This is a genomic window from Rhizobium sp. ZK1 (genome assembly GCF_047782645.1).
Lineage (GTDB): Bacteria > Pseudomonadota > Alphaproteobacteria > Rhizobiales > Rhizobiaceae > Rhizobium.
In genome coordinates, this window is the sequence record NZ_CP180586.1 from 1,260,783 (window position 1) to 1,278,823 (window position 18,041).

The 18,041-nt window shown below is 59.5% G+C and carries 22 protein-coding genes and 1 pseudogene; 10 read left to right on the plus strand and 13 right to left on the minus strand.

All coding sequences use genetic code 11. From position 1 onward, the window contains the following. Positions 1–119 precede the first annotated feature (119 nt). From rpsM to rplQ, 4 genes are all read left to right on the plus strand, one after another. On the plus strand, positions 120–488 hold the full coding sequence (rpsM, locus tag ACK9YZ_RS06415; RefSeq protein ID WP_216757745.1) for a 30S ribosomal protein S13: 369 nt from the start codon (positions 120–122) through the stop codon (positions 486–488). 133 nt (positions 489–621) lie between these two features. After that, on the plus strand, positions 622–1,011 hold the full coding sequence (gene rpsK / locus ACK9YZ_RS06420) for a 30S ribosomal protein S11 (RefSeq protein WP_003547577.1): 390 nt from the start codon (positions 622–624) through the stop codon (positions 1,009–1,011). A 97-nt stretch (positions 1,012–1,108) separates the two neighbouring features. Further along, the gene (locus ACK9YZ_RS06425; RefSeq protein WP_018115507.1) at positions 1,109–2,119 is read left to right on the plus strand and encodes a DNA-directed RNA polymerase subunit alpha; all 1,011 of its coding nucleotides are present in this window, start codon (positions 1,109–1,111) and stop codon (positions 2,117–2,119) included. Between the two features lie 125 nt (positions 2,120–2,244). Continuing rightward, positions 2,245–2,667: a 50S ribosomal protein L17 gene (gene rplQ / locus ACK9YZ_RS06430; protein WP_216757746.1), complete on the plus strand. Its 423-nt coding sequence runs from the start codon at positions 2,245–2,247 to the stop codon at positions 2,665–2,667. A gap of 98 nt (positions 2,668–2,765) precedes the next feature. On the opposite strand, the pseudogene ACK9YZ_RS06435 reads toward rplQ, so the two are convergent. Beyond that, positions 2,766–3,132: pseudogene (locus ACK9YZ_RS06435) on the minus strand (VOC family protein); the annotation flags it as partial. Between the two features lie 41 nt (positions 3,133–3,173). After that, the gene (locus tag ACK9YZ_RS06440) at positions 3,174–4,043 is read right to left on the minus strand and encodes a DUF817 domain-containing protein (RefSeq protein ID WP_216757747.1); all 870 of its coding nucleotides are present in this window, start codon (positions 4,041–4,043) and stop codon (positions 3,174–3,176) included. A gap of 118 nt (positions 4,044–4,161) precedes the next feature. Here ACK9YZ_RS06440 and ACK9YZ_RS06445 point away from each other — a divergent pair, with 118 nt between their 5' ends. Then, a complete protein-coding gene (locus ACK9YZ_RS06445; RefSeq protein ID WP_416066015.1) occupies positions 4,162–4,590 on the plus strand; it encodes a DUF2809 domain-containing protein in 429 nt (142 codons plus the stop codon). A gap of 9 nt (positions 4,591–4,599) precedes the next feature. On the opposite strand, the gene msrQ is transcribed toward ACK9YZ_RS06445, so the two are convergent. Together msrQ and msrP are read right to left on the minus strand one after the other, a co-directional pair. Beyond that, complete coding sequence (gene msrQ / locus ACK9YZ_RS06450; protein ID WP_216757749.1) at positions 4,600–5,259, minus strand: protein-methionine-sulfoxide reductase heme-binding subunit MsrQ; 660 nt, start codon at positions 5,257–5,259, stop codon at positions 4,600–4,602. Beyond that, a complete protein-coding gene (msrP, locus tag ACK9YZ_RS06455) occupies positions 5,259–6,206 on the minus strand; it encodes a protein-methionine-sulfoxide reductase catalytic subunit MsrP (RefSeq protein WP_416066016.1) in 948 nt (315 codons plus the stop codon). Before msrP ends, msrQ begins: the two co-directional genes overlap by 1 nt. Positions 6,207–6,527: 321 nt before the next feature. On the opposite strand from msrP, the gene ilvD reads away from it, so the two are divergent. Next, complete coding sequence (ilvD, locus tag ACK9YZ_RS06460; protein ID WP_216757751.1) at positions 6,528–8,366, plus strand: dihydroxy-acid dehydratase; 1,839 nt, start codon at positions 6,528–6,530, stop codon at positions 8,364–8,366. A 58-nt stretch (positions 8,367–8,424) separates the two neighbouring features. Here ilvD and ACK9YZ_RS06465 read toward each other — a convergent pair whose 3' ends face one another. Further along, positions 8,425–8,829, minus strand: coding sequence for a GFA family protein (locus ACK9YZ_RS06465; protein WP_113499652.1), 405 nt, complete (start codon positions 8,827–8,829; stop codon positions 8,425–8,427). Between the two features lie 75 nt (positions 8,830–8,904). On the opposite strand from ACK9YZ_RS06465, the gene ACK9YZ_RS06470 reads away from it, so the two are divergent. Then, positions 8,905–9,363, plus strand: coding sequence for a MarR family winged helix-turn-helix transcriptional regulator (locus ACK9YZ_RS06470; protein WP_216757752.1), 459 nt, complete (start codon positions 8,905–8,907; stop codon positions 9,361–9,363). Positions 9,364–9,369: 6 nt separating this feature from the next. Here ACK9YZ_RS06470 and ACK9YZ_RS06475 read toward each other — a convergent pair whose 3' ends face one another. Then, positions 9,370–9,720 carry a lysozyme inhibitor LprI family protein gene (locus tag ACK9YZ_RS06475; protein WP_416066017.1) on the minus strand — a complete coding sequence of 117 codons (351 nt, stop codon included), beginning with the start codon at positions 9,718–9,720 and terminating at the stop codon, positions 9,370–9,372. A gap of 279 nt (positions 9,721–9,999) precedes the next feature. Between ACK9YZ_RS06475 and ACK9YZ_RS06480 the strand changes: the two genes are divergently transcribed. Both ACK9YZ_RS06480 and ACK9YZ_RS06485 read left to right on the plus strand, forming a co-directional pair. Continuing rightward, positions 10,000–11,400, plus strand: a complete 1,401-nt coding sequence (locus tag ACK9YZ_RS06480) for a DegQ family serine endoprotease (RefSeq protein WP_416066018.1) — start codon at positions 10,000–10,002, stop codon at positions 11,398–11,400. Beyond that, entirely contained in the window at positions 11,397–12,713 is a 1,317-nt protein-coding gene (locus tag ACK9YZ_RS06485; RefSeq protein WP_416066019.1) for a replication-associated recombination protein A, read from the plus strand. Before ACK9YZ_RS06480 ends, ACK9YZ_RS06485 begins: the two co-directional genes overlap by 4 nt. A gap of 18 nt (positions 12,714–12,731) precedes the next feature. Here ACK9YZ_RS06485 and ACK9YZ_RS06490 read toward each other — a convergent pair whose 3' ends face one another. From ACK9YZ_RS06490 to ACK9YZ_RS06520, 7 genes are all read right to left on the minus strand, one after another. Continuing rightward, positions 12,732–13,034, minus strand: coding sequence for a DUF1883 domain-containing protein (locus ACK9YZ_RS06490; RefSeq protein WP_216757756.1), 303 nt, complete (start codon positions 13,032–13,034; stop codon positions 12,732–12,734). Positions 13,035–13,158: 124 nt separating this feature from the next. After that, positions 13,159–13,422 (minus strand): hypothetical protein, encoded by a 264-nt coding sequence (locus tag ACK9YZ_RS06495; RefSeq protein ID WP_416066020.1) that lies wholly within the window; start codon positions 13,420–13,422, stop codon positions 13,159–13,161. Positions 13,423–13,445: 23 nt separating this feature from the next. Beyond that, positions 13,446–13,631, minus strand: coding sequence for a hypothetical protein (locus ACK9YZ_RS06500; RefSeq protein ID WP_216757758.1), 186 nt, complete (start codon positions 13,629–13,631; stop codon positions 13,446–13,448). Between the two features lie 122 nt (positions 13,632–13,753). Beyond that, positions 13,754–14,674: a 4-hydroxy-tetrahydrodipicolinate synthase gene (gene dapA / locus ACK9YZ_RS06505; protein WP_416066021.1), complete on the minus strand. Its 921-nt coding sequence runs from the start codon at positions 14,672–14,674 to the stop codon at positions 13,754–13,756. 9 nt (positions 14,675–14,683) lie between these two features. Continuing rightward, on the minus strand, positions 14,684–14,830 hold the full coding sequence (locus ACK9YZ_RS06510; RefSeq protein WP_216758973.1) for a hypothetical protein: 147 nt from the start codon (positions 14,828–14,830) through the stop codon (positions 14,684–14,686). A gap of 115 nt (positions 14,831–14,945) precedes the next feature. Beyond that, a complete protein-coding gene (locus tag ACK9YZ_RS06515; RefSeq protein ID WP_416066022.1) occupies positions 14,946–15,950 on the minus strand; it encodes a ketopantoate reductase family protein in 1,005 nt (334 codons plus the stop codon). A 152-nt stretch (positions 15,951–16,102) separates the two neighbouring features. Beyond that, entirely contained in the window at positions 16,103–16,942 is an 840-nt protein-coding gene (locus ACK9YZ_RS06520) for an oxidoreductase (RefSeq protein ID WP_416066023.1), read from the minus strand. A gap of 124 nt (positions 16,943–17,066) precedes the next feature. Here ACK9YZ_RS06520 and ACK9YZ_RS06525 point away from each other — a divergent pair, with 124 nt between their 5' ends. Further along, positions 17,067–17,954 (plus strand): LysR family transcriptional regulator, encoded by an 888-nt coding sequence (locus tag ACK9YZ_RS06525; protein ID WP_216757763.1) that lies wholly within the window; start codon positions 17,067–17,069, stop codon positions 17,952–17,954. Positions 17,955–18,041: the final 87 nt, after the last annotated feature.

The window sequence follows — 18,041 nt, forward strand, 5'->3', positions numbered from 1 at the left end:
GAAGGAAATCCGGGTTCGATCGTTTTGCGATGTTACGAACCCGAATTTGAACGAGCGGCCTCTGGCTGCATAACGAAGCCCTATTGCCGGATGGCAACTGGAATGCAAGGAGAACAGGCGTGGCACGTATCGCTGGCGTCAACATCCCGACTGCAAAGCGCGTCGTCATCGCGCTGACCTACATTCACGGGATTGGATCGAAATTCGCGCAGGAAATCGTCGAGAAGGTCGGTATTCCGGCTGATCGCCGCGTTCATCAGCTCACGGATGCTGAGATACTTCAGATCCGTGAAACCATAGACCGTGACTATCAGGTCGAGGGTGATCTTCGTCGCGAAACCTCGATGAACATCAAGCGCCTGATGGACCTCGGTTGCTACCGCGGCCTGCGTCATCGCCGTGGCCTGCCGGTCCGCGGTCAGCGCACGCACACCAATGCTCGTACCCGCAAGGGTCCGGCAAAGGCGATCGCTGGTAAGAAGAAGTAATTCCCGGGAAACCGGAGTGGGGAGGCTGGCGGTCTGCGCCGGCCTCTTTTGAGTTTGGAATGGGGCCGTAAAGGCACCGTTCCGGTGTAGCCGCTGGGATTACGGCGGTGAAGAGATCAACGAAAGGAATACCATGGCTAAGGAAGCCGTCCGCGTTCGCCGTCGCGAACGTAAGAACATCTCGTCGGGTGTCGCTCACGTCAACTCGACCTTCAACAACACGATGATCACCATCACCGACGCGCAGGGCAATGCGATTGCCTGGTCGTCGGCTGGCGCCAAGGGCTTCAAGGGCTCGCGCAAGTCGACCCCGTTTGCTGCCCAGATCGCTGCTGAAGACTGCGCCAAGAAGGCCCAGGAACACGGCATGAAGTCGCTGGAAGTCGAAGTTTGCGGCCCGGGTTCCGGCCGTGAATCGGCTCTGCGCGCGCTCCAGGCTGCCGGTTTCATGATCACGTCCATTCGTGACGTGACCCCGATCCCGCACAATGGCTGCCGTCCGCGCAAGAAGCGCCGCGTCTGATCATCGCTATCGTCACCGGTGAGCGCATCGGCGTTCCCGGTGGTTTTCAAGCTCGGTTGCCACGATTGGATGGTGGCAACGAACGGAAGGCAAAATTATGATTCAGAAGAACTGGCAGGAACTGATCAAGCCGAACAAGGTGGAGTTCTCTTCGAGCTCGCGCACCAAGGCGACTCTCGTTGCAGAGCCGCTTGAGCGTGGTTTCGGCCTCACCCTCGGCAACGCGTTGCGTCGCGTTCTGCTCTCCTCTCTGCGCGGTGCCGCTGTTACGGCCGTGCAGATCGACGGCGTGCTGCATGAATTCTCCTCGATCCCGGGCGTTCGTGAGGACGTTACGGACATCGTGCTCAACATCAAGGAAATCGCCATCAAGATGGATGGCGACGACGCCAAGCGCATGGTCGTGCGTAAGCAGGGTCCGGGTGTTGTAACCGCTGGCGACATCCAGACGGTCGGCGATATCGAAATCCTCAACCCCGAGCATGTCATCTGCACGCTTGACGAGGGTGCCGAAATCCGCATGGAGTTCACCGTCAACAACGGCAAGGGCTATGTTCCGGCCGAGCGCAATCGTGCGGAAGATGCTCCGATCGGTCTTATCCCGGTCGACAGCCTCTATTCGCCGGTCAAGAAGGTGTCCTACAAGGTTGAAAATACCCGTGAAGGACAGGTTCTCGACTACGACAAGCTGACAATGACCATCGAAACCGATGGCTCGGTCTCCGGCGAAGATGCCGTCGCTTTCGCGGCTCGCATCCTGCAGGACCAGCTTGGCGTCTTCGTCAACTTCGACGAACCGCAGAAGGAAGCCGAAGAAGAAGCCGTCACCGAACTGGCCTTCAACCCGGCGCTCCTCAAGAAGGTGGACGAACTCGAATTGTCCGTTCGTTCGGCAAACTGCCTGAAGAACGACAACATCGTCTACATCGGCGACCTCATTCAGAAGACCGAAGCAGAAATGCTCCGCACCCCGAATTTTGGTCGCAAGTCGCTGAACGAAATCAAGGAAGTTCTCGCTTCCATGGGCCTGCACCTCGGCATGGAAGTGCCGGCATGGCCGCCCGAGAACATCGAAGATCTCGCAAAGCGTTACGAAGACCAATATTAAGAACCAAAAAGGCAGGCTCTTCACGGCTGCCTTTCCCCGTCAAACAGCAGGCCTATCGCCTGCATGTGCCAGGAAACGGCAGGCCCGGTAACGAAGTAAGGGCACTGCATTAAAGGAGAATAGCAATGCGCCATGGTAAAGCCGGCCGCAAGCTGAATAGAACTGCAAGCCACCGCAAGGCGATGTTCGCCAACATGGCGGCTTCGCTCATCACCCACGAGCAGATCGTAACGACCCTTCCGAAGGCCAAGGAAATTCGTCCGATCGTCGAAAAGCTCGTCACCCTCGGCAAGCGCGGCGACCTGCACGCTCGTCGTCAGGCGATCTCGCAGATCAAGGACGCCGCTGTCGTTTCGAAGCTCTTCGACACGATCGCCTCGCGCTACGCAACCCGCAACGGCGGTTACCTGCGTATCATGAAGGCCGGCTTCCGCCAGGGCGACAACGCCGCTCTCGCCGTCATCGAATTCGTTGACCGCGACACCTACGCAAAGGGCGCAGCCGACAAGGCCCGCGTCGCTGCTGAAGAGCAGTCTGTCGCTGCCTGAGATTTTCCGGTTTCGGAAAGCAGAAAAGCCGGGCCTTGCGCCCGGCTTTTTCGTTTGTGCGTTTGGTTGGAGGCCGCTTCTGCGCAAGCTTTCTTAAGCGGCTGATTGTTCATGGCTTCGATGTTGTAGCTATCGGGATCGAGAATAAAGCAGGCATAATAATCAGGCGTGTAGTCCGGGCGCGGGCCGGGTGCGCCATTATCCTGCGCGCCGGCTCAAGAGCGCCTTGATAGAACGCATCGACTTCCGCCCTGTTCCTGGCTCGAAAAGCGACGTGGACGCGTGTCAGGGGCGGGGGGCTATCGGCCTGCTGGATTTCGAACAGGGAGCCATTGCCGATATCGAAGGCCCAGAACAGCTTTTCCTTCCCGAAGGACAATGTATATCCCAAGGTGCGAAAGCTCTTTCATAAAAGAGCCTGCTCTTTGTGAGATCGCTCGCGGCGACGGTGATATGATCAATCAAGCTTCCCGCTCCTTGCCCTGGTTCTCTGACTGTTTCGGGAATCATTCGGGCACGTGGATTTTGTGTTTGATGTGCTTGAGATTTGCGACGATCGTGAAGGTCATAATCACCAGCAGGCACCACGAACTCCATTTGCCGATATGCACGGTGGACCACGCGCCGATCTGGTTCGGATAGCGCCACACCCCGAAGAAGGTGCTGATGTTTTCGGCAAGCCAGATGAAGAAGCCGATCAGGATGAAGGCGAAAAGCAGGGGCATCTTGCGGTCCTGATCATAGGGCCTGAAAATGACGGTGGTGCGCGCATAAAGACCGAGCGTGCAGGCGGCGATGTACCAACGGTAGTCGCCGATATAGTGATGGGTGAAGAAGTTGGCGTAGATCGCCAATGCCATGAGCCCGGCCATCCAGTAGGGCGGATGATGTCTCACGCGCAGATCAAAAAGGCGCCAAGCCTGAATGACGTAGCTGCCGACAGCCGCATACATGAAGCCGGAAAAAAGCGGGACGCCAAACAGTTTGGCATAGGCGAAATCCGGATAGCTCCACGACTGGATGCTGCCTGAGGTCTTGAAGACCTCCAGTGCAAAACCAATCAGATGAAAGACAGAGATCGCCTTCAATTCGTCGATGGTTTCGAGCTTTGCCCAGACCATCCAAGCCTGAATCGCAAGAGCGATAATCAGCAGCAGATCATAACGCGGAATACCGATGATGCCTGCATGCGGGACCAGGAAGACCGACAGAAAAAACAGGCCTGCGAAGAGGCAGGCTCGGGCCTCCTTGACGGCAAAATAGAAGAATTCGACGATGAAGCGTTCGATGCCATTGCGTTGAAGATCGGCCGGCCGGTCGATCAGATGCTTGTCCAAAAGAGGAAGTAATTCCGGAAGTGCGGCGACTTTTGGCATATGCTGGCGAGCAACCTCTGTTTTGAAACAGTGCGAACCTACCGAGTGACGGCGACAGCTTGATATCTTGATGATTGGAAATTGGCAGCGGAACTCGGTTAGAATTGTGGTGGCCTTTTTGAATTCACACAAGATTATTCGGCGCATCCATGCCCAGCGCCTCGCAGCCCTGCTGCTCATCATCATTTCCGGTTTGACACTCAGGCGATTCGGTTATGCGGCCGATCTTCCCTTCTTCATCGTCAAATACGGCGGCTCACTGCTCTGGGGATCGATGGTTTATGTCCTGCTTGCATTTATCATCGCAGGCCTCTTTGGGAGCATTCGCCCCGCTGGAATCGCTCTCATGGCGCTATGCGTTGCGATAACCGTCGAGTTGCTCCGGCTCTATCACACGCCCTGGCTCGATGCGTTTCGATTGACGACCGCCGGCGCCTTGCTGCTTGGCAGAGTCTTCTCGGTCTGGAATATCGTGGCCTATGCTATCGGGATAGCTGCGGCCTATGCGCTTGACCCCGCACGCAGGCGATTGTCTTTCGAGCCGTAACGCGGATCTCTATGACGCTGATGATGCTACGGTTCGTCCGCGTGCCCGTCCTTGCCCCCTCTTTCGGCTCCGCCCGATGGGCTTGTAGGCACGGTAGAGGATCAGCGCGATGATCAGCCCGACATAGATATATTGCTCAAGGTCCAGGATCTTCGTCGACAGGGCAAAGTGCAGTGCTGCCGATGCGGCAATGATGTAGATGAGGCGATGGAGCCAGATCCAGTTCTTGCCCAGCCTGCGGATCGAGAAATTATTGGATGTAAGCGCGAGTGGAACAAGCATCGCCAGTGCACCCATGCCGAACATGATGAAGGGTCGCTTCACGACGTCATCAATGACGGCAGCGACGTCCAGCGCCTGATCGAGCACCATGTAGACGGTGAAGTGCATCAGAGCGTAGTAAAACGTCAGAAGGCCGAGTGCGCGGCGATAGCGCAGGTAATTCCAGCCGAGAAGGTCCCGGGCAGGGGTAACCGCAAGCGTCAGGATCAGAAAGCGAATGGTCCAGATGCCGAGGAAGAGTTCGAAGGTCTTCACTGGATCGGCGCCGAGCTGATCCGTTGCGCCGAGATAGAAGTTCCAAGCTGCGGGCAGGAGCCCTACACCATAGAGCAGCCAGACGGATACCGGCAGCCAGCGCTTCGGAATGGCGAGCGAAAACGCTGCCATCAGAAATTCACCCGGAGATCCATGCCGTCGTAGAGACCGGCGACTTCGTCGGCATAGCCGTTGAAGGGCAGGGTGGGGTGGCGATTGGCGCCGAAGAAGCCGCTTTCGCCGATGCGCCGCTCCGTCGCCTGGCTCCAGCGCGGATGATCGACGGCCGGATTGACGTTGGCGTAGAAGCCGTATTCCTGCGGGTTGGTGACCGGCCAGGTGTTCTTCGGCTGCTGATCGGTGAGCGTGATGCGCACGATCGATTTGATGCCCTTGAAACCGTATTTCCACGGCACGACGAGGCGCACCGGCGCGCCATTTTGGTTCGGCAGCGTTTCGCCATAGAGCCCGACGGCGAGCAGCGTCAGCGGGTGGCGCGCCTCGTCCATCCGCAGGCCCTCGACATAGGGCCAGTTCAGCGACTGGAAGAAACCGGCTTGGCCGGGCATCTCCTCGGGGCGCACGACTGTCTCGAAGGCAACATATTTGGCGCTGCCCTGCGGCTCTACCTTGTCGAGAAGCGAGGCGAGCGGAAAGCCGTCCCATGGAATGACCATCGACCAGGCCTCCACACAGCGCATGCGATAGACGCGCTCCTCGATCGGAAACTCCTTCATCAGCGCCTCAATATCGAAGGTGCCGGGCTTGTTGACCATGCCGTCGACCTTTATCGTCCAGGGCAGCGGCTTGAACTTGCCGGAGAGTGCTGCAGGATCGCCCTTGTCGAGGCCGAATTCGTAGAAGTTGTTGTAGGTGGTCACGTCCTTGATCGGCGTCAGCTTGTCATCGACCGTGTACCTGCTCTTGACGGTCGTAAGCGCCGCCGCACTCGCCTTGCCGGCGCCGTAGAGCGCCATGGCGCTGAGTGTTGCGGCGCCAAGAAATTCACGGCGCTTCATATAAATCTCGCGCGGCGTGATCTCGGAAGAAGGGACTTTGGGCGGACGATAAGTTGGCATGTCGAATTCCTCTTGGGCGGGGCAGCCCGCGTGAATCTTAAACGCAAATTGCGCGCTTTGGATCAGTGTGTATGCCTTGAATCCTAGCGGCGAAAAGCCAATTTTTTGTGTTCGTCCGTGATGGAATAGTCCGTAACAAAAGAGAGCTTGCGTCCGTATATGCCCGATGGTTCTACCCGTACCGCTTTGGGCGTTCCCGGTAGTGACAGCTAGGACCGATTGGATTAGGACAATTCCAAAAAGCAGCGACTGCCCGGCGTCCGCAAATCCTTTTGCCGCCCCGCATCGCCAGACAATTCCTGGAGATTGAGGAAGACACCGATGCCAGCTTATCGTTCCAGAACCACGACCCACGGCCGCAACATGGCGGGCGCGCGCGGCCTTTGGCGCGCCACGGGCATGAAGGATTCGGATTTCGGCAAGCCGATCATCGCCGTGGTCAATTCCTTCACCCAGTTCGTGCCCGGCCACGTCCACCTCAAGGATCTCGGCCAACTGGTCGCTCGTGAAATCGAAGCGGCCGGCGGCGTCGCCAAGGAGTTCAACACAATTGCCGTCGATGACGGCATCGCCATGGGGCATGACGGCATGCTTTATTCGCTGCCCTCGCGCGAGCTGATCGCCGATAGCGTCGAATACATGGTCAACGCCCACTGTGCCGACGCCATGGTCTGCATCTCCAACTGCGACAAGATCACGCCCGGCATGCTGATGGCCTCGCTGCGCCTCAACATACCCACTATTTTCGTTTCCGGCGGCCCGATGGAGGCCGGCAAGGTCGTCCTGCATGGCAAGACGCATGCGCTCGACCTCGTCGATGCCATGGTCGCTGCTGCCGATGACAAGATCTCCGACGAAGACGTCAAGGTCATCGAGCGTTCGGCCTGTCCGACCTGCGGTTCGTGCTCCGGCATGTTTACCGCAAACTCCATGAACTGCCTGACGGAAGCCCTCGGTCTGTCGCTGCCCGGCAACGGCTCGACGCTTGCCACCCATGCCGACCGCAAGCGCCTCTTCGTCGAAGCCGGCCACCTGATCGTCGATCTCGCTCGCCGTTATTACGAGCAGGAGGATGAGAAGACCCTGCCGCGCACGATCGCCTCGAAGCAGGCTTTCGAGAATGCCATGGCGCTCGATATCGCCATGGGCGGCTCGACCAATACGGTTCTGCATATTCTGGCCGCAGCTCATGAGGGCGAGGTGGATTTCACCATGGCCGACATCGATGCGCTGTCGCGCCGCGTTCCCTGCCTTTCGAAGGTCGCTCCGGCCAAGTCCGACGTGCATATGGAAGACGTTCATCGCGCCGGCGGCATCATGTCGATCCTCGGCGAGCTCGATAAGGGCGGCCTCCTCAATCGCGACTGCCCGACGGTTCATGCCGAAACGCTGGGTGACGCGATTGATCGTTGGGATATCACCCGCACCAACAGCGAGACGGTTCGCAAGTTTTACCGCGCGGCTCCCGGCGGTATCCCGACCCAGGTTGCCTTCAGCCAGGAAGCCCGCTGGGATGAGCTCGATACCGACCGCGTCGGCGGCGTCATTCGCTCGGTCGAGCATCCTTTCTCCAAGGATGGTGGCCTTGCAGTTCTCAAGGGCAATCTGGCGGTCGACGGCTGCATCGTGAAGACGGCAGGCGTCGATGAGTCGATCCTGAAGTTCTCCGGTCCGGCCAAGGTCTTTGAAAGCCAGGACGCGGCCGTCAAGGGCATCCTCGGCAATGAAGTCGTTGCCGGTGATGTCGTCGTCATCCGCTACGAAGGCCCGAAGGGCGGCCCGGGCATGCAGGAAATGCTCTATCCGACGAGCTATCTGAAGTCGAAGGGCCTCGGCAAGGCCTGCGCCCTGATCACCGACGGCCGCTTCTCCGGCGGCACCTCCGGTCTCTCGATCGGCCATGCCTCGCCGGAAGCTGCCAATGGCGGCACGATTGGCCTCGTGCGCCAGGGCGACATGATCGATATCGATATCCCGAACCGTACGATCAGCCTGCGTGTCAGCGATGCGGAGCTTGCTACCCGCCGTGCCGAACAGGACCAGAAGGGCTGGCATCCAGCCGAGCCGCGCAAGCGCAACGTCTCGACCGCGCTCAAGGCCTATGCCGCCTTCGCCACCAGCGCCGACCGCGGCGCCGTTCGTGACCTGAGCGCGCGATAAGCCGACTTGTTGCAGATTAGTTAGAGCAGCTGATTAAGAGTCAGCTGCTCTTTCATTTTCAGAGATGCCGCGTTTCCGCCGGCACGGTCCACCAGCTATTGTTCCTGCCATCGAAATATTGCACCGGCGCTTCCGCAAGCTCAGCGGGATCGAGATCGTCGAGGCAGGCGAGATTGATCGAGACATAGGCGCCGCCGACCGCCTCGACATAACCATCGCCATAAGCCGCCACCCCGCAATTGGCGCAGAAGCGGTGATGGCCGGAGAGCGTACCGAACTGATAATCGCTGATGCCGGTCTCCTCGCACAGAAGACGGAAATCCTCGGGCTTGATATTGGCGCCCCAGTAGCGGCGCTTCCAGCAGATCGAGCAATTGCACTTTCCTGTCCCTGCCTGAAGGTCGATATCGGCCTCGTAACGGATCCGGCCGCAGTGACAGCTTCCGTGATAGGTCTTCTTCATGTGTTCCTCCTTGCGCATCGTTGCATGGTATGACAACATATTGTCATTATCAACGCATGACAATATGTTGTCAATATGACGAGAAAACGTACGCCTGACGGTGATGCCTTTGCTGCTCTCTCCATCGCGGTGATCCGCCTTTCCTCCCACTTGCAGGCTGAAGGCGATGCGCTTGCCAAACCTGCCGGGCAGACCAGTGCGCGCTGGCAGGTGCTTGCTGCGGCCGACCACGCGCCGATGTCGGTGGCCGATGCAGCGCGTACGCTCGGTCTTGCGCGCCAAGGCGTACAGCGCATCGCCGATCTTCTTGAAGGCGAGGGGCTGATTGCCTACCGGGCCAACCCGGTCCACCAGCGTGCCAAGCTGATGGAGCTGACCGAAGCAGGGAAGAAAGCGCTTGCCGACATCTCCACCCGCCAGGCGGTATGGGCAAACGAACGCGGTGCCACCTATGGCGAAGAACGGCTGCGCCAGGCCGCCAACCTCATCAACGAGATGATTGTCGATTTCCAGGGCCGGGGAGATCAGGAGTGAACGTCCTCAGAGCGGACGATTGATGTTCTTGTAGGTCTCGCCGAGTTGCTTCAACCGTTCCTCATAGGCAGCACCAATGCAGGCGGCATCCGCGCCACAGGCCTGCCTCTTTTTCAGCCACGCAGTCTGCTCGTCCTGCAGCGTACCGCGCGCACCCATGGCGAGCAGACCGGACAGCAGCTCGAAGGTCGTCACCATCTTCACATCGGCATCGTTGAGCGGCCGGTTCTCACAGATCACCTTCTCATCCGGCTGCAGCTCCTTTGCATCGCAATTGAAGCTCGCCGCCTGTGCGCCATTCGGTGCAAGAGCGAATAATGTGGCGCAGATGGCGGCGGATAGGATGGTGGTCTTCATAATCTCTCCAACTGTAAGGGCATTCTGTTTCGGCTTCACGGCAAAGATGATGCAACTCCGTTTTATGGCAAGGATCAAACCCGCCGGGCTGCTTTCAAGATGATGTCTCTGCTCGGTGACTGCGTCCTGCTTTTGAGCTTAGATATCAGTAACCTGCTTGATTTTGCTGATTCAAATTGCCAAATCCACGATGCCTTTGTCTTCCATGCTTCCGCCCTCTTTCCTTTCTAGCGTCGGGCGCTACAACATTTTTCGTGAGAGCATTTCAAAAGGATTCCCATGCAAGGCCTGTTCAAGCACGCCTCCGTTTCGCTTCTGGCATTGACGCTCCTGCTGCCCGCCTACGCTCAGGCGCAGACCAAGACCGTGCCGGAAAGTCAGATGCAGATGCAGCTTTCTTTCGCACCTCTGGTCAAGCAGACCTCTGGCGCCGTCGTGAACGTCTATGCTGAAAAGACCATTCAGCGGCAGTCGCCCTTTGCCGGCGATCCCTTTTTCGAGCAGTTCTTCGGCCAGCAGATGCCAAACCGCTCCGAAAAGCAGTCTTCGCTCGGCTCCGGCGTCATTGTCGAGGCGAACGGCACCGTCGTGACCAATAATCATGTCGTCGAGGGTGCAGATGATATCAAGGTGGCGCTGTCGGACGGTCGCGAGTTCCCCTGCAAGGTGGTTCTGCGTGACGACCGCGTCGATCTCGCCGTGCTGAAGATCGACAGCAAGGCGGATTTCCCGGCGCTGCCGATCGGCAATTCCGATGCGGTGGAAGTGGGCGATCTCGTGCTGGCGATCGGCAATCCCTTCGGCGTCGGCCAGACCGTCACCAGCGGCATCGTTTCGGCACTTGCCCGCAATCAGGTGGTCAAGAACGAATTCGGCTTCTTCATCCAGACGGATGCCTCGATCAATCCCGGCAATTCCGGCGGCGCGCTGATGAACATGAAGGGCGAGCTGATCGGCATCAACACGGCGATCTTCTCGCGCGGCGGCGGGTCGAACGGTATCGGCTTTGCCATTCCTGCCAATCTCGTCAAGGTCTTCCTCACCTCGGCCGATTCCGGCGTCAAATCCTTCGAGCGGCCCTATATCGGTGCGAGTTTCGATCCGGTAACCTCTGAGGTCGCAGATGCACTCGGCCTCGACAAGGCGCGCGGTGCGCTGATCGCCAAGGTCACGGCGGATAGCCCGGCGGCCAAGGCCGGCCTCAAGGCGGGCGAGGTGATCACTGCCGTCGACGGCGTCTCCGTTGAACATCCAGATGCGCTTCTTTATCGATTGACGACGGCCGGCCTCGGCAAGTCGGTCAACCTAACGGTCATGGAGAACGGGCACGAGCAGCAGGTAACGCTTGCCCTTGCCCGCGCACCGGAAACCCAGCCTCGCGATCAGCGCACGATCGGCGGACGCACGCCCTTTACCGGTGCGGTCGTGGAAAACCTTTCGCCGCGTGTCGCAGATGAGCTGAGGATGCCGCTCGATTCGACGGGTGTGGTTATCTCCGATGTGGAGGGCGGGTCTCCCGCTTCCCGCCTCGGCTTCGAGCCGAAGGATATCATCGTTTCCATCAATGGCGCCGAAGTAAAAACCAGCCGCGACCTGCAGGAGATCGCCGATTCCGATCCCAGCCTCTGGAGGGTCGAGATCGAGCGCGATGGTCAGCGTATCAGGCAGTTCTTCCGATGAGTGATGATCTCTTCGCGCCGCGAGTTCCGGAAGAGGTCGCCAGCCGGCGACCGCTTGCCGATCGCCTGCGGCCGAAGACACTCGGTGAAGTCACCGGCCAGGAGCATCTGACCGGTGAAGACGGCGTTCTGCGCCGGATGATCGAAAGCGGCTCTCTCGGCTCCATGATCTTCTGGGGGCCACCGGGCACCGGCAAGACGACGGTTGCGCGGCTGTTATCGGGCGAGGCGGGGCTGGCATTCGAACAGATCTCGGCGATCTTCTCCGGCGTTGCCGACCTGAAGAAAGTCTTCGAGGCGGCCCGCATGCGCCGCATGGACGGTCGTCAGACGCTGCTCTTCGTCGATGAGATCCATCGCTTCAACCGCGCCCAGCAGGACAGTTTCCTGCCGGTCATGGAGGATGGCACTGTCATCCTCGTCGGCGCGACGACGGAAAACCCGTCCTTCGAACTCAACGCCGCTCTTCTGTCGCGTGCCCGGGTGCTGACCTTCAAGTCGCATGACGAAGAGAGCCTTGAGGAACTGCTGAAGCGCGCCGAGACCGTCGAGCAGAGGCCATTGCCGCTGACGGAAGATGCGCGCGCCAGCCTGATCCGCATGGCCGATGGCGATGGTCGCGCGGTACTGACGCTTGCCGAGGAAGTCTGGCGTGCTGCCCGCGAAGGCGAAACCTTCGACACCGAAGGCCTGACGCGCATCGTCCAACGCCGAGCTCCGGTCTACGACAAGGCGCAGGACGGCCACTACAATCTGATTTCGGCGCTTCACAAGTCCGTCCGCGGCTCCGATCCCGATGCCGCCCTCTATTATCTCGCGCGTATGTTCGATGCTGGCGAGGATCCGCTCTATCTCGGCCGGCGGCTAGTGCGTATGGCGGTGGAGGATATCGGGCTTGCCGACCCGCAGGCTCTGGTGATCTGCAACGCCGCCAAGGATGCCTATGATTATCTGGGCTCACCGGAAGGCGAACTGGCCTTAGCGGAAGCCTGCGTTTATCTGGCGACCGCACCGAAATCGAACGCGGTCTATACCGCCTTCAAAACGGCGACCATGGCCGCCAAGCAGAACGGTTCATTGTTGCCGCCAAAGCATATCCTGAATGCACCGACAAAGCTGATGAAGGGCGAGGGATATGGCGAAGGCTACCGCTACGACCACGACGAGCCGGATGCCTTCTCAGGCCAGGATTATTTCCCGGAAAAGATGGGCCGCCAGACCTTCTACGATCCGCCCGAACGCGGTTTCGAACGCGAGATCCGCAAGCGGCTGGACTGGTGGGCAAAACTTCGCAAGGAGCGCAATCCGCGCTGAAATCGGGCAGCGCTGATATCAGGCGCGCTTCTGTGTTGCCGGAGCGGCGATCAGCTTGACAGAAGAATCCGCTAGCCCGTGATGGCCTTCCATATCGACGACGATATGCCAGTGGCCGCTTTCGGGAATGGCGAGCTTGACCGGCGACTTGCGCGCGACGCCGCCGATATATTTGAAATCGAGCACTTCGGTGAACCGCTGGAAGTTGGGAGCCGTCATCAGTCGCACATTGTTCACGGCGCTCAACGACACCTCGATGATCGTTCCGGCGCGCTGTTCCTTGATATCGTAATGGGTGAAGCGGAAGTTCGGTTTCGGCATTGGTCTCGCGGCACATATAATCTCTGCATGCGGGACTTTATCAGGACGGCAGTTAAGGAAAAGTTGGAAATCTCCGCCGTGTTGCCGCTCCTGCTGTGCCAAAATGGCAGGAACGGCACAGTACTTAGTGGATATTGCCGGTGCTGCGCGCAAGAGGTGCAAAATCGAGCACCATGCCTGCGGTCGCGCGGCAGATATCATCTGGATTGTGGTTGCACTCTTCCGCAGCGAAATGGAGGGCTGCAGCTTCATTGATGAAGAGACCGCCGACGAGCCCCTCGCGATCCTGGACGATCCAGCGGCCGCCCTTGTCGCGGCCGACGGTGAATCGGGCCGGACGGGTGGTGACGGGCGCCGAAATCTGCCGGCGTTGCTGTGCATTTGCCATTGTCGTGATCCTCGATCCGGCTCTTACTGGGAAATAAGATGGAGGCTCACCTGCACGAGCCCGGCAACGGCCATGACGGCGCCGAGCCGGGGTGCGACGGCCACAAGGCCGGCAAAGAGCGGATGGGAAGGATCGGCTGCGGCCGCATGGGCGCTTGCGTTACGTTGCAGAGGGTCAGTCTTGGCATAAGTATCAGTCAGGCGTGACATCGTTTATCCTTTCGAAGTCTAACTCAACCGCCGTTTGAGTGTCGCGGCGGTGTCACGCTGATCAAGATAGATGCCGGCGGATAGGGTTTCCATTTGGAACGCCAAGCGAAAATATCAAAATCTCATATGGATAGCGTCATCCGCGCGACACTGCAACCGATGAAGGGGGCAAGCGACTTGGCGATCGCAAAGCGGCTGTCGGACTCAATCGGCACAAGCGGAAGGCGAAGATCCGAAGGCGTGCCGCGCAATATCTGCAGCGCATATTTCAGCCTTGCAGGATCGTCCTCGGGGCCGAGTGCGGCCACAACCGGCAGCAGCCTGTCGCTGAGCGCGAATGCCCCCGAGATATGGCTTCCATAAGCGGCCTTCTGCAGTGACGTGACGAGCCGGGGAAGGATATTTGCGGCTGCGGACAGGATACCGTCGCCGCCGGAGAGATGAAAGGGTAGGGCGGTGGCGTCGTGGCCGGACAGGAATCGGAAGCGTTGCCGCAGCGCCGGCGGCAGGTTGGCGAAGCGGGCGATATCACCGGTCGAATCAACGATCGCGACCACCGCTTCGAACTCGGCGAGCCGCTCCAGCGTTTCCATGGTCAGGTGGCTTGCCGTCCGCGCCGGCGCATTCTCGATGAGAACAGGCAGGTCGGTTGCTGCGGCAATACGCTCGAAATGACGGACGATGCCCTTCTGCCCCGGCTTGGAGTAAAAAGGCACAGTCACCAGCACGGCGCGGGCGCCGCACTCTTCCGCGTCCCGTATCAGGGCGATCGTGCTTTCGGTGTAATTGGTTCCGGCCGCGGCGATCACCGGGATACGGTCCGCCGCGGTCCGGATGCAGATGTCGAGCACCATGCGGCGTTCCCGAGGTGAAAGGCTCAGTCCTTCACCCGCCGCGGTGCAGAGAGCGAGTCCATCGACGCCGCTCAGCACCTGCCATTCAACAAGGTCCTCCAATGCTGCGCCGTCGACCTCACCGTCTCGGAACGGCGTGACGAGCGCGGTGATCGCGCCGCCTGGGCGCAGTTTTCCCGCATTGTTCATGATGGGGTCTCAGAGCGAGCCCAGGATAACATAGAGTTCGACGCAGGCGAGCACGATGCCGAACACCATCAGCGCCTGGGCCGTGCGCTTTTCGCGCATCTGCCGCTTGCCGCGCGTGATCCGGTGCGGGCGAAGTGGCAGGTATTGAGGGGACATGACATCTCGCATGGTGCTACCCTTTGCTGTTGCGGCAAAGGGTACTGCCACGTCCGATAGGAAATCCATTCGGGGTGGAGAGCGAAGATATAGGAATTGCATAAAGGGGTAGCTGTCAGCTGCCGCGCTGGTTTTCCCTGTCGAGCTGAGTCACCAGCGCCAGCACGACCTCCGACACAGGCGTCGGCACGTTGGCAGTGCGCCCGAGCGCGACAACCATGCCGACAAGCGGCACGATTTCCAGCGCTTTGCCGGCCAGGAGATCCTGCAGCATCGATGTGCGCACCGGGCCGATATGGCGCGACTGCTGCAATCTCTCTTCGATGGTGATGCTGAATGTCGCGCCCAGAGCGCTGCCGACAGCACGCACTTCGTTCATAATTTTACCGACCAAGTCGAAAAGCGCAGGATCGGCCATGATGTCGGTCATCAAGGCTCGCGTCAGCGCGCTGATCGGGTTGAAGGCTGCATTGCCCGTCAGCTTGTTCCAGATCTCGTCACGAATGCGCGGCGTGGTCGAGACAGTGAGGCCGGCCCTGGTGAAGAGACCAGCAATGGTTTCGAGATCGGCCGACATGTCGCCGGAGGGTTCGCCAAGCACGAAGCGGCCATTGTTGGAAAGGCGGATTTCGCCGGGATTGACGACCTCCGCCCCCTGCATCGCCACGCAGCCGATCACCCGCTCCGGGCCGATCAGGCGCCACAGCTTGCCGCCGGGATCGAGCTCATCGAATTGCAGTTCGGCATGGCCGCTTTGCATATCGCGATGGAAATACCACCAGGGAATGCCGTTCAGCACCATGACGACGCGCGTATCGTCCTTCAGTAGCGCGGCCATGCCTTCCGCTGCCGGGCCGAGCTGATGACCCTTCAGGCCGGTAATGATGAGGTCCTGCGGCGGCAGCGTCGTGGGATCGTCCGTTGCCGTGATCCGCACATTGATCGGTCTATCGGCACCGGCTTCATGCAGGGAGAGGCCATCCTTGCGGATCGCCTCCAGATGCGCGCCTCGTGCAACGACGGAAACGGTCGCATCATCGCCGAGCTGGCTTGCAAGCTTGACGGCAATCGCGCCTCCAAGGGCACCGGCCCCATAGATACAGATGGATATGTTCGGCATGCCTGCCTCTTCCTATTCGTGATGACGCGGTAGACATAGGCCATCGAAGCGCCAGGGCGAATGAAAATCTCGACCTGTTGAACGCTCTTCACGCCGAAATGAAACAAGCGCGCCGGCAGGCGCGCTTGTGTCGTGGGGAAAGTCAGGCCTTCTCAGGCGGTCTGCTCGAAGTCCGTGGAGATGGCGAGCTTGCGCCATTGGGCAAGTTCCTTTTCGACATTGGCATGTTCTTCTTCGATCTTGGCGACCGTATCACTGCCGAAGGGCATGCGCAGCGGCGGATTGGCGGCGTTCACCATTTCAATGATGCCGGCAGTCAGTTTGGCCGGATCGCCCGGCTGGGCATGGTTGGCGCTGGCTGCGAAGTCGCGCATGTTGCCGGCCGGTGTGCCGATATAGTCGGGGATTGAGGCTGGGCTGATTGCCAGCGAATTGTCATGCAGGAAGTCCGTGCGGAAGAAGCCGGGCTCGATGATCGTGACCTTGATGCCGAAAGGCTCGACTTCGGTCGCCAGCGATTCCGACAGACCCTCGACAGCGAACTTCGTGGAGCCGTAGATACCCCAGCCGGGAAAACCATAGTAACCACCGATCGAAGAAAAGTTCAGGATGTGGCCGGCGCGCTGGCGGCGCATATAGGGCAGCACGGCGCGGGTGACCTTCAGCAGACCGAAGACGTTGGTGGCGTAGATCTTTTCGATCTCGTCGGCAGTGGCTTCCTCGACGGCGCCGAGCAGGCCGTAGCCGGCATTGTTGGCGAGGATATCGATGCGGCCGAAGCGGGAAACGGCGGCGGCAGCAGCTTGCCTGGCCTGGTCTTCATTGGTGACGTCGAGAGCGACGGCAAGCAGATTCGGATGATCGCCGAACTGTTCGGTAATGGTCTTGGGATTGCGGGCGGTCGCAACGACAGCGTCGCCGCTGGCAAGAGCGCCCTTGGTGATCAGCGCGCCGAAGCCGCGCGATGCACCCGTGATGAACCAGACTTTCATGGCAATTCCCTTTCGTCAGATTGTTTGTTTCAGCAGTTCGTTGCTGACGGAGAGGAATTTGACGCAAATCTCGCTCATGTATAAGGTTTGTTATTTGAGAGATTATGATGAGTGAAATTCAGTAATGAGGGCAACCGAACTTTCCGAAATGGCAGCTTTCGCCGCTGTCGCCAGACACAAGAGCTTCCGCAAGGCGGGAGAGGAAAGGGGCGTGACCGCCTCCGCGATCAGCCACGCCGTCCTCAATCTGGAGGATCGCATCGGCATTCGCCTCTTGAACCGCACGACCCGCAGCGTCTCATTGACGGAAGCCGGAGAACTGCTCCGGTCTCATCTCGATCCGGCCTTCGGTGAAATCAGCGCCGCGCTCGATGCGCTGAACCGCTTCCGCGATACACCTTTCGGTCGGGTCCGCATCAATGTCGGCAATTCCATTGCGCCTTTCGTCGTCGGTCAGGTCATCGGGCCGCTTCTGATGAAGAACCCCAATCTGCAGCTCGAAATAGCCGCAACGGACAGGCTAGTGGATATCGTCGAGGAGGGTTTCGATGCAGGCATCCGTTTCGGTGAGCGTGTCACGGAGGGTATGATCGCAGTTCGCATCAAGCAGCGCATGCGCCTCGTCGTCGTCGGTTCGCCCGCCTATCTCGAAACGAGACCATTGCCGGAAACGCCGCATGATCTGAAGCGGCATATCTGCATACAGAACATGTTTCCGTCAGGCGCGCGTTATCCCTGGAATTTCGAAAAAGACGGCCAGGCCATCACCTTCCATCCTACGGGTCCGTTGTCCCTTGACGACCATGAATTGATGACAACGGCCGCCCTCAGCGGTGTGGCGCTCGCCTATGTCTGGGAGGGCAGGGTGGCACCGCTGATTGCAAGCGGCCAGCTCGTTCAGGTGCTGGACGAATGGTGCCAGCCGGAAGAGCCGCTTTATCTCTACTATCCCAGCCGACGGCACATTTCGGCGGGCTTCCGCACAGTGATCGACGCGATCCGCGGCGACTAGCGTCGTGCGTCCATTCGGGCGCACGAAGCTCTAACTCTTTGAATCTGCGCATCAGCCTTTCCGAGAATCGATGCCGATTTTCGGAAA